Annotated in this window: 13 protein-coding genes; 1 reads left to right on the top strand and 12 read right to left on the bottom strand. The window is 68.2% G+C overall.

Annotation, left to right across the window (positions count from 1 at the left end):
• Positions 1-37 precede the first annotated feature (37 nt).
• The 12 genes from grpE to VES41_RS11825 form a co-directional block, all read right to left on the bottom strand.
• Complete coding sequence (gene grpE, locus VES41_RS11880; protein WP_324816848.1) at positions 38-637, bottom strand: nucleotide exchange factor GrpE; 600 nt, start codon at positions 635-637, stop codon at positions 38-40.
• Positions 638-815: 178 nt separating this feature from the next.
• Positions 816-1,166, bottom strand: coding sequence for an FKBP-type peptidyl-prolyl cis-trans isomerase (locus VES41_RS11875; protein WP_324816846.1), 351 nt, complete (start codon positions 1,164-1,166; stop codon positions 816-818).
• Positions 1,167-1,314: 148 nt separating this feature from the next.
• A complete protein-coding gene (locus VES41_RS11870) occupies positions 1,315-1,662 on the bottom strand; it encodes a winged helix-turn-helix transcriptional regulator (RefSeq protein ID WP_324816843.1) in 348 nt (115 codons plus the stop codon).
• Positions 1,663-1,859: 197 nt separating this feature from the next.
• On the bottom strand, positions 1,860-2,723 hold the full coding sequence (gene asd, locus VES41_RS11865; RefSeq protein WP_324816840.1) for an archaetidylserine decarboxylase: 864 nt from the start codon (positions 2,721-2,723) through the stop codon (positions 1,860-1,862).
• A gap of 77 nt (positions 2,724-2,800) precedes the next feature.
• Positions 2,801-3,790 carry a tripartite tricarboxylate transporter substrate binding protein gene (locus VES41_RS11860; RefSeq protein WP_324816838.1) on the bottom strand — a complete coding sequence of 330 codons (990 nt, stop codon included), beginning with the start codon at positions 3,788-3,790 and terminating at the stop codon, positions 2,801-2,803.
• Positions 3,791-3,840: 50 nt separating this feature from the next.
• Positions 3,841-4,605: a glucose 1-dehydrogenase gene (locus VES41_RS11855; protein ID WP_324816835.1), complete on the bottom strand. Its 765-nt coding sequence runs from the start codon at positions 4,603-4,605 to the stop codon at positions 3,841-3,843.
• 59 nt (positions 4,606-4,664) lie between these two features.
• Complete coding sequence (garD, locus tag VES41_RS11850) at positions 4,665-6,272, bottom strand: galactarate dehydratase (protein ID WP_324816833.1); 1,608 nt, start codon at positions 6,270-6,272, stop codon at positions 4,665-4,667.
• A gap of 27 nt (positions 6,273-6,299) precedes the next feature.
• Positions 6,300-7,313 carry a lactonase family protein gene (locus tag VES41_RS11845; RefSeq protein ID WP_324816830.1) on the bottom strand — a complete coding sequence of 338 codons (1,014 nt, stop codon included), beginning with the start codon at positions 7,311-7,313 and terminating at the stop codon, positions 6,300-6,302.
• 22 nt (positions 7,314-7,335) lie between these two features.
• The gene (locus VES41_RS11840; RefSeq protein ID WP_324816827.1) at positions 7,336-8,619 is read right to left on the bottom strand and encodes a TRAP transporter large permease; all 1,284 of its coding nucleotides are present in this window, start codon (positions 8,617-8,619) and stop codon (positions 7,336-7,338) included.
• Positions 8,619-9,152, bottom strand: a complete 534-nt coding sequence (locus VES41_RS11835; RefSeq protein WP_324816824.1) for a TRAP transporter small permease — start codon at positions 9,150-9,152, stop codon at positions 8,619-8,621. The genes VES41_RS11840 and VES41_RS11835 overlap by 1 nt, the downstream gene beginning before the upstream one ends.
• A gap of 112 nt (positions 9,153-9,264) precedes the next feature.
• Entirely contained in the window at positions 9,265-10,260 is a 996-nt protein-coding gene (locus VES41_RS11830) for a TRAP transporter substrate-binding protein (RefSeq protein ID WP_324816822.1), read from the bottom strand.
• 96 nt (positions 10,261-10,356) lie between these two features.
• A complete protein-coding gene (locus tag VES41_RS11825) occupies positions 10,357-11,181 on the bottom strand; it encodes an NAD(P)-dependent oxidoreductase (protein WP_324816820.1) in 825 nt (274 codons plus the stop codon).
• 66 nt (positions 11,182-11,247) lie between these two features.
• Here VES41_RS11825 and VES41_RS11820 point away from each other — a divergent pair, with 66 nt between their 5' ends.
• Positions 11,248-12,108 (top strand): FadR/GntR family transcriptional regulator, encoded by an 861-nt coding sequence (locus VES41_RS11820; RefSeq protein WP_324816817.1) that lies wholly within the window; start codon positions 11,248-11,250, stop codon positions 12,106-12,108.
• Positions 12,109-12,189 lie beyond the last annotated feature (81 nt).

Genomic DNA, 12,189 nt, shown 5'->3' with positions numbered 1-12,189 from the left:
ACTTGGGGGTGGGCTGTGAATATGTGTGCGGCGGCGATTAGTTGGGCGCGCTGACGGTGACCAGCGCCGGGCGCAGCACCCGCTCGGCGATGGTGAAGCCCTTCTGCAGCAGGCCCACGACGGTGTTGGGCTCCTGGCCGGGCGCCGGCACCACCGAGATCGCCTGGTGCAGGTTGGGGTCGAACTTGTCGCCGGCCGCCGGCGCGATCTCGAGCACCTTGTTGCGCTCCATGGCGCTCTTGAGCTGGCGCAAGGTGGCCTCGGCGCCCTCGCGGATCTGCTCGACCGTGCCGTCCTGGACCGCGAGACCGGCCTCGAGGCTGTCGGTGACCGGCAGCAGGGACTCGGCAAAGGCCTCGATGGCGAACTTGCGCGCCTTGCTCGCTTCCTCTTCGGCGCGGCGGCGGGTGTTCTGCATGTCGGCCTGGGTCCGCATGACCTGGTCGGTCAGTTCGGCGTTCTTGGCCTGCAATGCGGCCACTTCCTCCTGCAGGCTGGCGAGCGCTGCCTGCAACTCGGCCTCGTTGGCGGCCTGCGCGGCCTCTTGTTCCTCCGGGCTCATGTCGGCGAACGGCGAGCGCTCGTTCTGGTCGTCCTGGGGGAGCGGGTTTTGGGCGGGGTCGGGTCGGTCGGACATCATCGATTGGCGGGCAGAAATGTCAGGCAATGGTTGAATGGGGGACAATTGCCACTTCAAGTATGGGCGCGGGCGCCAACTTCAAGGGGCATTCGCCCGTGAAACGGAGAAAAAAGCGGCCCGTAGGCCGCTGTTGTTCTTCAAGTTTGGCGCCGCGGCGCCGGATATCAAGCCACGCTCAGCGCACGGCCAGCAGTTCGACGTCGAACTTGAGCGTCGCGTTCGGCGGAATCACGCCGCCTGCGCCGCGGCTGCCATAGCCCAGTTCGGCCGGAATGACGAGCGTACGCTGGCCGCCGACCTTCATGCCGGCCACTCCCTCATCCCAGCCGCGGATGACCTGGCCGGCACCCAGCGCGAAGACGAACGGGTCGTTGCGGTCGCGGCTGGAGTCGAACTTGGCGCCTTGCACGCCGTTGTTGTAGAGCCAGCCGGTGTAATGCACTTGGACCTGCTGGCCGGGGCGGGCTTCGTCACCGCTGCCGACGGTCGTGTCTTCGTATTGCAGGCCGGAGGGAGCTGTTTGCATGGTCATGTGTCCTTGAGATGGCTACGGAAAAATTCGGAAAACGGCTGAACGGGCAAGTCTAAGCCCCTGGCGCGGCCGGGCCGCGCGGCGGCCCGGAGGCCGCCGGGGCGACGGCGCCACCGAAGGACGGGATTGTCCCAAACCTGCTTCACGCCGCCGGCGCGGCCTGCGGCGGGTTGACCGCGGGTGCCGTCTTGCGCGCCTGGCCTTGCTGCCAACGCACGGCGAAGGCCTGGAGGTCGGACAGCCGCTTGAGCAGGTCGAGGCCGCTGGCGGTGAGGCAGTAGCCCTCGCCGCCATGCGACAGGATGCCGGCCTCGCGCAGTTCCTTGATGCGGGTGTTGAGCGTGTTGGGCGTCACGCCGCCGACGCTGTCCTGCAGCAGCCGGAACGTCTGGGCGTGGCCGTCGCGCAAGGCCCACAGCACTCTCATGGCATAGCGGGCCTCGAGCAGCGCCAGCAGCTGGCTGATGGCCGCGGTTTCCTTCGTGCTCATTCGCGTCGAGTCTCCTCGGCAACTGCTGTCTGTGGTTTTGGCTGGGCCGCTCCCCCTCGTGCACCAGCGCACCGGTGCATCGGCGGGCCGGCGACTATAGCGCGAAAGGTCTGCTGCTGCTACGACTTTTGTAGCTGCAAAGACAGGCAGGCCGCGGCTTCCGAGGGAAGGTCGGCCGTCAGTGGCCCGCCTCCGCCTCAGGCGGAGCGCGGTGCCCAGGCCGGCACCATGACCTCGCCCAGGCGCACCGCGCCGCCGGGCTGCCAGGCCGGGTTGAACGCCAGCCGGGGCGGGGGAAACAGCATGACCACGGTCGAGCCGAGCAGGAACCGGCCCATCTCCTCGCCGCGCCGGAGTGCAATGCGCTCGTCGTCGTAGCGCCATTCGCGCACCTGCGCAACGCGCGGGGCGTTGATCACGCCGTGCCAGACAGTTGCCATGCTGCCGACGATCGTGGCACCGACCAGCACCAGCACGAACGGGCCGTGCGCCGACTCGAACACGCACACCACGCGCTCGTTGCGCGCGAACAGGCCGCGCACGCCGCGGGCGGTGGCCGGGTTGACCGAGAACAGCGAGCCCGGCACGTGGATCATCCGCAGCAGCCGGCCGTCGCACGGCATGTGGATGCGGTGGTAGTCGCGCGGGCTCAGGTACAGCGTGGCAAAGCTGCCGTGCGCGAACTGCGCCGCCAGGCGGGCGTCGCCGCCCACCAGCGCGGTCGTCGTGTAGTGGTGGCCCTTGGCCTGGAAGATCTGGTCGTTGTCGATCTCGCCGAACTGGCTGATGGCGCCGTCCACCGGCGACACCAGCGCGGCGTCGGCGATCGGCCGCATGCCCGGCTTGAGCGCGCGGGTGAAGAAGTCGTTGAAGGTGGCGTAGTGCGTCGGATCGGAATCGAGCGCCTCGCCCATGTCGACCCGGTATTTCTCGATGAACCGCGCGATCACCCACGGCGTCAGCCGGTGCGGGCGGCCAGCGACCCAGCCCGCGAAGGAAGTCAGCGCCTGCTTGGGCAGCAGGTGCTGTGACGAGACGGACAGGCGTTCGGAAAAGCTCAAGGGCGCGGCCTCGCGGCGAGAAGTCGGGGCCTGCGATTCTAGGGTCGTGGGCCCGGGCGGGTGCGGCGCCCCGTCGGTCACTCGGCCTTGATGCCCGCGGCCTTGATCACCTGCGCCCATTTCTCGACCTCGGCTTTCTGGAAGGCCGCGATCTCGGCGGTGCTCATGTCGGCCGGCGCCATGCCGAAACCCTTGAGCTTGTCCTGCATCTCCGGCTCGGCCAGGATCTTGCGGATCTCGGCATGCAGGCGGTCGATGATCGGCGCCGGCGTGCCGGCCGGCACGAAGATGGCCTGCCACGACAGCACCGAATAGTCCGCCAGTCCCGGAATGCCCGACTCCGCCACGGTGGGCACGTCGGGCATCGAGTCGAGCCGCTTGGGCGACGTGACCGCGATGGCGCGCAGCTTGCCGCTCTGGATGTGCGGGGCGGCCACGACGGTGGTGTCGAACATCATGTCGACCTGCCCTCCGATGACGTCCTGGATGGCAGGGCCGCTGCCCTTGTACGGCACGTGGTTGAACTTCACGCCCGACTTGTAGGCCAGCAGTTCCAGCGACAGGTGCTGCGAAGTTCCGATGCCGGCCGAGGCGGAGGACAGGCCGCCGGGCTTGGCCTTGCTCGCCGCGACGATGTCCTTGAGCGTCTTGTACGGGCTGCTGGCCGGCACCACCAGCACCGTCGGATTGGTGCCGATGAGCGTCACCGGCGCGAACGACTTGATCGGGTCGTAGCCGATCTTGGCGTAAAGGCTGACGTTGATGGCGTGCGAGCTGACCGTGCCGCCCAGCAGCGTGTACCCGTCGGGCGCCGCCCGCGAGGCCACTTCGGAGCCGACGCTGCCGCCGGCGCCGCCGCGGTTCTCGACCACCACGGTGGCGCCGAGCGCCGGGCCCAGCTTCTGGGCGATCAGGCGGGCCAGCACGTCGGTCGTGCCGCCGGCCGGGAAGGGCACCATGTAGTTGATGGGCTTGCCGGTGGGCCAGTTGCCTTGCGCCAGCGCCGGCAGTCCGAAGGTGGCGACGGAAGCGGCGATGGCGCCGGTGATGAGGGTGCGACGTTGCATGTGGAGTCTCCTTTTTTTGCGATGGTTCGACGGGAGCACCCGCCTGGCGCTCAGGGCATGTACTGCCCGCCGTTGACCTCCAGGATCTGCCCGGTCACGTAGCCGGACAGCGCCTCGGAGGCCAGGAACAGGAACGCGCCGACGCACTCGTCTGGCGTGCCGATGCGGCCCATCGGAATGGTGGCGCGGAAGGACTCGAGCATCTGCGGGGTCGAGAACTGGTCGTGGAAGGGCGTCTGGATCACGCCCGGCGCGACCGCGTTGACACGGATGCGATCGCCCACGAGTTCCTTGGCCAACCCGCGGGTGGCGGTGCTCACGAAGCCCTTGGCGCCGGCATAGAGATAGGCGCCCGGGCCGCCGCCGTGCCGCGCGGCGACCGAGCTCACGTTGATGATGCTGCCGCCCTGGCCGCGGCTGCGCATGTGCGGCACCGCTTCCCGGCAGAACGCCAGCACCGACCGGGCATTGAGATGCAGCACCTCGTCGAACAGTGCGTCGGGCATCTCGCCGATGGGCACGCGCTTGACCAGGCCGCCGGCATTGTTCACCAGCACGTCGATGCTGCCGAGGCGGGAATGGGCCTCTTGCACCACGCGCGCGATGGCGGCCGTGTCGCGCACGTCGCCTTGCAGCGCGAACGCATCGCCGCCGGCCGCGGCGATGTCGGCCACGACCTTGTGGGCGGCGTCGGCAGAGCTGTTGTAGTGCACGGCCACGCGCATGCCGTGCGCCGCGAAGCCGGCGGCCACGGCGGCGCCGATGCCGGTGCTGGCGCCGGTGACCAGCGCGGTCTTGCCTTGGAGATCCTTCATGCGTCGTTTCCTTTCGTCGGGGTGGCTCGCAATCGCGGGCCTGCACTGTTCAGGCGCGGTCAGGTCACCGGCGCCGGGTTGAAAAGGACCAGGGCGTTGTGCAACTTCCATTGCTCGGCCCACGTCTTCCTGCGGCCGCTGGCCACGTCCAGCATCAGGCGGAACAGCTCCCAGCCCACTTCCTCGATGGTGGCCTGGCCGTCGGCGATGCGTCCGGCGTTGACGTCCATCAGGTCGTGCCAGCGCCGCGCCAGGTCGCTGCGCGTGGCCACCTTGATCACCGGCACCTCGGCCAGGCCGTACGGCGTGCCGCGGCCGGTGGTGAACACGTGCAGGTTCATGCCGGCGGCCAGCTGCAGCGTGCCGCAGATGAAATCCGACGCCGGCGTGGCGGCATACAGCAGGCCCTTGCTCCTGGCTTTCTCGCCCGGCGGCACCACGCCCGAGATCGGCACCGAGCCGCTCTTGACGATCGAGCCCATGGCCTTCTCGACGATGTTGGACAGTCCGCCCTTCTTGTTGCCCGGGGTGGTGTTGGCGCTGCGGTCGACGCGCCCGCGCTGCAGGTACGCGTCGTACCAGGCCATCTCGCGGATCATCGCCTCGGCCACCTCCGGCGTCGCGGCGCGGGCGGTGAGCTGGTCGATGCCGTCGCGCACCTCGGTCACCTCCGAGAACATGACCGTGGCGCCGGCGCGCACCAGCAGGTCGGTGCAGAAGCCCACCGCGGGATTGGCGGTGACGCCGGAGAAGGCATCGCTGCCGCCGCATTGCACGCCGACCACCAGCTCGCTCGCCGGCACGGTCTCGCGGCGGCGGGCGTTGAGGCGCTCGAGGTGTTCCTCGGCCTGGCGCAGGATCGACTCGACCATCGACATGAAGCCCACGTGCGCCTCGTCCTGCAGGCACACCACGTCCAGCTGGTTCTCGGCAGAGGCGCCGATGTCGGCCACGTTGCGCTCGTCCACCAGCGGGATCGTGCCCGGGGGCAGCAGGCGCTCGGGCTGGAGCTTCTCGCAGCCCAGGCTGATCACCATGACCTCGCCGCCGAAGTTCGGGTTCAGGCTGATGTTGCGCAGCGTGCGGATCGGGATGACGGCGTCGGGCGCGTCGATGGCGACGCCGCAGCCGTAGGTGTGTTCCAGCGCCACGACGTCATCGACGTTGGGGTACCTGGGCAGCAGTTCCGCCTTGATGCGCTGCACGGCGAAGTCGGTGACGCCGGCGACGCATTGCACCGTCTGCGTGATGGCCAGGATGTTGCGCGTGCCGACCGATCCGTCGGGATTGCGAAAACCCTCGAAGGTGTAGCCCGACAGGGGTGCCTGCGGCGCGGGCTTCACGGTGGCCACCGGCAAGCCTTCGAGCGAGCGCGCTTCGGGCATGCGCAGCAGCCGCTCGTGCACCCAGCTTCCCGCGGGCAGCGGCTTGAGTGCCTCGCCGATGACGACGCCATAGCGCAGCACCGCGCCGCCTTCGGGAATGTCCACCAGCGCGACCTTGTGCGCCTGGGGCACCTTCTCGATGAGCGCCAGGCCTGACGGGAACACCGTACCGGCCGGCAGCCCTCCGTCATTGGCGACGATGGCGACGTTGTCGTCCGGATGCATGAGGATGTGCAGCGGCGCGGCGGTCGCGGGCGGGGTGGATGCGGCGGTCTCGGCCATGTCGTGGGGCTCGGAAGCAGTCTGGTTCTAGGTGTCGATTGGAATGATCTCGACCCAGTTGGGGTCGCCGCCGGTGGCGACGCGGTCCACCAGGGCCAGCGCGCCACTGTCGGGATCGATCGAGTAGCTGCTCGCATGGTGCGACAACTGGCCCGTCGCCACCAGGAATCGCCCTTCGGGGTCGATGGCAAAGCCGCGCGGCTGCGCTTCGGTGCCCTGGTGGCCGCGCAGCGTCAGGCGGCCGCTGACCGGGTCCACCGCGAAGATCGCAAGCTGGCTGCCGGTGCGTTCGCTGGTGTAGAGGTGCCGGCCGTCGGGCGTGAGGTGCAGGTCGGCTGCCCAGGGCTTGCCCTGGAACACGTCGGGCAGGGCGGAGATCGTCTGCACCGGCGTCAGGCGGCCGCTGCCGGACGCGACCTCGAGCACGGTGACGGATGCGTCCAGCTCGCCGAGCAGGTAGGCGAAGCGCGCATCGGACGAAAAGACGAAGTGCCGCGGGCCGCTGCCGGCATGCAGGGCCAATGTGGGCTGGTCCGGGTCGGGCGTGAGCATGCCGCTGCCGGCGTCGAAGCGCCAATGGCCGATCACGCCGCCGCCGAGGCTGGTGGCGTAGACGTGGTGGTTGCTGGCGTCGGCCAGGATGCAGTGCGCGTTCGGTCCGGTTGCGATGCTCTGCGTCGGCGCCGCGGGCCGGCCGTCCGCGTCGAGCGGGTTCACCGCGATCAGGTGGCCGCCGTAGCTGGCGCTCAACAGCCAGCGGCCGCTGCGGTCCACGCTCAGGCTGGCCATGCTGTGCGCCAGCGGCGCCTCGCCCAGGGGCGTCAGCCGGCCATCGGCCGGGTCGATCGCGTGGGCCACCACCGCCAGCGGTTCGGAGCGTCGCGCCACGTACAGGCGCTGCCGGTCCGGCCGGATGGCGATGGGCATGAGCATGCCGCCGGGGGCGAGGCACTGCAGTTCGTGCAGCCGGCCGCTGCGATCGAGTTCGTAGACGCGCAGCTCGCCGCTTTCGGCGCAGGAAACGTAGGCGATGTGCTTCATCGGACGATGGTCGGGGCGTGCCTCACAGGCCCAGCACACGGGGCAGCCACAACGACAGCATCGGCAGATAGGTCACGGCCATCAGCACGAAGAACAGCGCGACCAGGAAAGGTGCCGCGGCCCGCGTCACCACTCCGATCGGAAGTTTTGAGATGGCGCTGCCCACGAACAGCACCGTGCCCACCGGCGGCGTGATCAGCCCGATGCCCAGGTTGACCATCATGATCATGCCGAAATGCACCGGGTCCACGCCCAGCATCTTGACCACCGGCAGCAGGATCGGCGTGAGGATGAGGATGAGCGGCGACATGTCCATCAGCGTGCCCAGGATCAGCAGCAGCACGTTGATCATCGCCAGGATGACGTACTTGTTGTCCGAGACGCTGGTGAAGAAGGCCGTGACCTTCATCGGGATCTGCATCAGCGTCATCAGGTAGCCGAAGCAGGCGGCGAAGCCGATCAGGATCATGACGATGGTCACCGTCTTGACCGTGCGGTGCACCAGCTTGGGCAGGTCGCGCCACTTGTAGTCGCGGTAGATGAACATGGTCACGAAGAAGGCCCAGACCACGGCGATGGCGGCCGATTCGTTGGCAGTGAACACGCCCGAGAGGATGCCGCCCAGGATGATGACCATGGTCATCAGGCCCCACATCGCGTCCGCGGCGATCTTGAGCGCCTGGCGGAGGGGGATCACCTCGCCCTTGGGGTAGTTCTCGCGCTTGGCGATGACCAGGCACATCACGGCGAGCGTCAGGCCCATCAGCAGGCCGGGCAGCACCCCGGCCATGAACAGGCTGGCGATCGACACCGTGCCGCCCGCTGCAAGCGAGTACAGCACCGCGTTGTGGCTGGGCGGGATGAGGATGGCCTGCACCGACCCGCTCACCGTCACCGCGGTGGCGAACTTGCGCGGGTAGCCCTTGCGCTCCATCTCGGGGATCAGCACCGAGCCGATTGAAGCGGTGTCGGCCACCGACGAGCCGGAGATGGCACCGAAGAAGGTCGACGCCAGGATGTTGACCAGCGACAGGCCGCCGCGGATGAACCCCACCAGCACGCCGGCGAAGGCCACCAGCCGGCGCGACATGCCGCCCTCGGCCATGATGGCGCCGGCCAGCACGAAGAACGGAATGGCCAGCAGTGCGAACTTGTTGACGCCGGAAGCGAGCTGGATCATCACCGCGTCGAGCGGAATGCCGATCCACAAGGCGCCGACCAGCGACGACAGGCCGAGGGCATACGCGATGGGCATGCCCACCGCCATGAGCAGGACGAAGCTGCCCAGGAGAACGAACATGTCCATCAGGCGACTCCTTCCTTGTTGTTGCCGGCGGTTTCCTCGTAGCGCACCAGGTCGCGTTGCGACTGGCTGCCGTGGATCATCTGCTCGATCACGAACACCAGCGTGGCGGCGGCGCCGACCGGCATGGCCGCGTAGGTCAGGCCTACCGGCAGCCAGGTCAGCTCGGCAATGCTCTGGTTCCAGGTTTCCATGCACAGGCGGGTGCCGGCCCAGGCCACGAAGCTGCAGATGAGGATCATCAGCAGATCCACCAGGATGCGGTCCAGCACCTTGAACGGACCGGGCAGGCGGTCGGTGAGCATGGTCACCGCGATGTGCGCGCCGGCCCGGTAGGCCGCGGCGGCACCGATGAAGGTGAACACCATCATGAAAAGGATGGCGATGGGCTCGGGCCACTGGGAGCCGGTACCCAGCACGTAGCGGGTGAACACCCCCCAGGGGATGATCACGGACATCATGAAGATGGCGAAGCCGGCAACCCAGATACAGGCCAGGTAGAGCCGGTCGCACAGGCGAACGAAGAGGGGATCCATATCGGAGCTTTCGCGAAGGCGAGACGCTTCAGGGGAAGCCGAAGCGCTGGGGCAGGAGCGCTTTGCGGCATGCCCGCGGCAAGCGCGGCCGCGGGCGGATTTGGTCGTACGGTTACTTGGTTGCTTCGATGCGCTTGATCAGGTCCGCGTACTGCGAGCCGTACTTCTGGCGCACCGGCTCGGTGGCGTCGAAGAAGGGCTTGTTGTCGATCTTGATGAACTCCACGCCTTCGGACTTGAGCTTGCTGGTGTACTCGGCAACGCTCTTGTCCCACAGCTGGCGCTGCTCCATCTGGGCCTCGCGCGAGAACTTCTTGACCAGCGCCTGGTCTTCCGGAGACAGCTTGGCCCAGGTGACCTTGGACATCACGAAGATCTCGGGAATGATCAGGTGGTTGGTCTGGGTGTAGTACTTGGCGCCGGCCTGGTAGTGGTGCGCGGTGTACAGGGTGGGCGGATTGTTCTCGGCACCGTCGACCACGCCGGTCTGGATGGCGGTGAACACTTCGCCGTAACCCATCGAGATGCCGTTGCCGCCCATCGCGTTCATGGTGTCGACGAACAGCGGGTTGCCCATCATGCGGATCTTCATGCCCTTGAGGTCTTCGGGCTTGCGCACCGGCTTCTTGGTGTAGAGGCTGCGGCTGCCGCCGTCCATCCAGCCCAGGCCGACCATCTTGGCCGGCGAAGCGGTGATCTTGTCCAGGATCTCCTGGCCGATCGGGCCGTCGATCACGTGGCGCATGTGCTCCTCGTCGCGGAACACGAACGGCATGTTGAACACGTTCACCTCGGGCACGACCGGGCCGACCGGGCCGAGCGAGGTGCGCAGGATGTCGATCGCGCCGACCTGCGTCTGCTCGATCATTTCCTTCTCGCCGCCGAGCACCGAGCCGGGGAACATCTTCATGGTGATGCGGCCGTTGGTGGCCTTCTCCAGCTTCTGTCCCATGTGTTCGATGGCGACCACGTTGGGATAGCCGGCCGGGTGCACATCGGCTGCCTTGAGCACGATCTTGTCGGCAGCGCCTGCAGTGCCTGGCAGGACCAGGCCGGCCAGCACGGCCGTGGCCGCGCTCGCGGCAATGAGGGTACGGCGGAAAATCATCGTCTTGTCTCCTGGGTTGATGGACGAATCAGTGGTGAATGGGGTGCGCAGCTGCCGGCGGCGCGCTCGCGGGGGGAGGGGCATGTCGCGGTGCCGTTATTCGAAGGGGCCTTGCGCGGTGAACGCGCCGCCCTGGTAGACGGCGTTGGGGTCGTTCGCGGCCACCGGCGGCTGCGCTTCCACCTTGGTGCGGAAGGGCTCGGAACTGTCCTGCGGGACGAAGCCCAGCTTGGCGGCGGCATGGTTGTCCCACCACTGGTCGCGGTTGGCCGAGGCGCCATAGACCACCAGGTGGCCCACGTCCGGCGTGAACAGGGACTTCCCGACGAGATCCGTCAGGTCGCGGTAGCTCAGCCAGGTGCTCATCATCCGGCGGTTGGCCGGCTCCGGGAACGACGAGCCGATGCGGATGGAAACCGTCTCGATGCCGTAGCGGTCGAAGTAGAACTGCGCCACGTCCTCCCCGAAGGATTTGGACAGGCCGTAGTAGCCGTCGGGCCGCCGTGCCACGTGTGCGTCCAGCCGCTCGCTTTGCCGGTAGAAGCCGATCACGTGGTTGGAGCTGGCGAACACGATGCGCCGGATGCCGTGCCGGCGCGCGCCCTCGTAGATGTGGAAGACGCCCTTGATGTTGGCTTCGAGGATTTCCTCGAACGGCCGCTCGACCGAAACGCCACCGAGGTGGACGATCGCGTCGCACCCGGCCACCAGGGCGTCGACCGCCTTCTTGTCAGCCAGGTCGCACGGCACGACTTCCTCGTGCGGCCCGTCCGCCGGCGCCATCTCGGCCACGTCGGACAGGCGGATCACGTCGGCGAACGGGCGCAGGCGTTCGCGCAGGACCTTGCCCAGCCCGCCGGCGGCGCCGGTGAGCAGCAATCGCGACACCCGCGCGGGCGAGGAGGGGGAACTCGGAGTCATTTGGCGCTTGCTCTCTAGGGGTTTGTTATCAGTCGTCATACAACCGATGGCGATTATCATCGCCGCATGTCCAAATCGCTTGCGGGATTCCCCCTAGTGTCGGAAAGCGAACCCGCGGCCCCCGCTTTCGTCGGTCGCCCGCGCCAGCGAGCCCGCGGCCTGGCCAACGGGCTGGTGGAGGACCTGGGCGAGAAGATCCGCAACCAGGAGTTGCGCCCCGGCGACAAACTGCCCACCGAAACCGTCGTCATGCAGGCCTACGGCGTCAGCCGCACGGTGGTACGGGAGGCCTTGTCCAAGCTGCAGGCGGCAGGCCTGGTCGAGACGCGCCACGGCGTGGGCACCTTCGTGCTGCCCCCGCGTTCCGTGGGCATGTTCCGGCTCGATCCGGTGGATGCGGCCGCGTCGGTCGACGTGCTGGCGGTGCTGGAACTGCGCATCAGCCTGGAGACCGAATCGGCCGGCCTGGCTGCCCTGCGCCGCACTCCGGACGACCTGGCCGTGATGCGCGGCGCGCTGGACGACTTCGAGCGCAACCGCAGTGCCAGCGAGGACACGGTGAGTCCCGACTTCCGCTTCCACCTGCAGATCGCCCGGGCCACCGGCAATCCGTATTTCGCGGACATCATGACCCACCTGGGCACGACGATCATCCCGCGCACGCGCATCCACGCCATTCGCGCGCAGGACCGCAGCGGCGAGTACCTGGGCCGGGTCAATCGGGAGCATGACGAGATCTACGCGGCCATCGCGCGCGGCGACCCCGAGTCGGCGCGGGCGGCCATGCGCATCCACCTGACCAACAGCCGCGAGCGCCTGCGCGTCGCGCAGGAAGCGGCCCGAAAGGCGGCGGGCTCGGCCAGTCCGGCGACTGACGACCCGGCCGCGCCTGCCGCCGGCGGCGCGGGCCCCACTTCGAGCCCCTGAGCCGGCGGGCATGCTGCCCGGCCTGCCAAGGTTTTGCCTGCAGACGCTGGACATCCGCGGCGCGGACAAGTACATTTCAAG

Origin of the sequence: Variovorax sp. (assembly GCF_035634955.1) — a bacterium.
GTDB lineage: Bacteria > Pseudomonadota > Gammaproteobacteria > Burkholderiales > Burkholderiaceae_C > Variovorax.
This window is presented reverse-complemented; position numbering and strand designations above follow the sequence as displayed.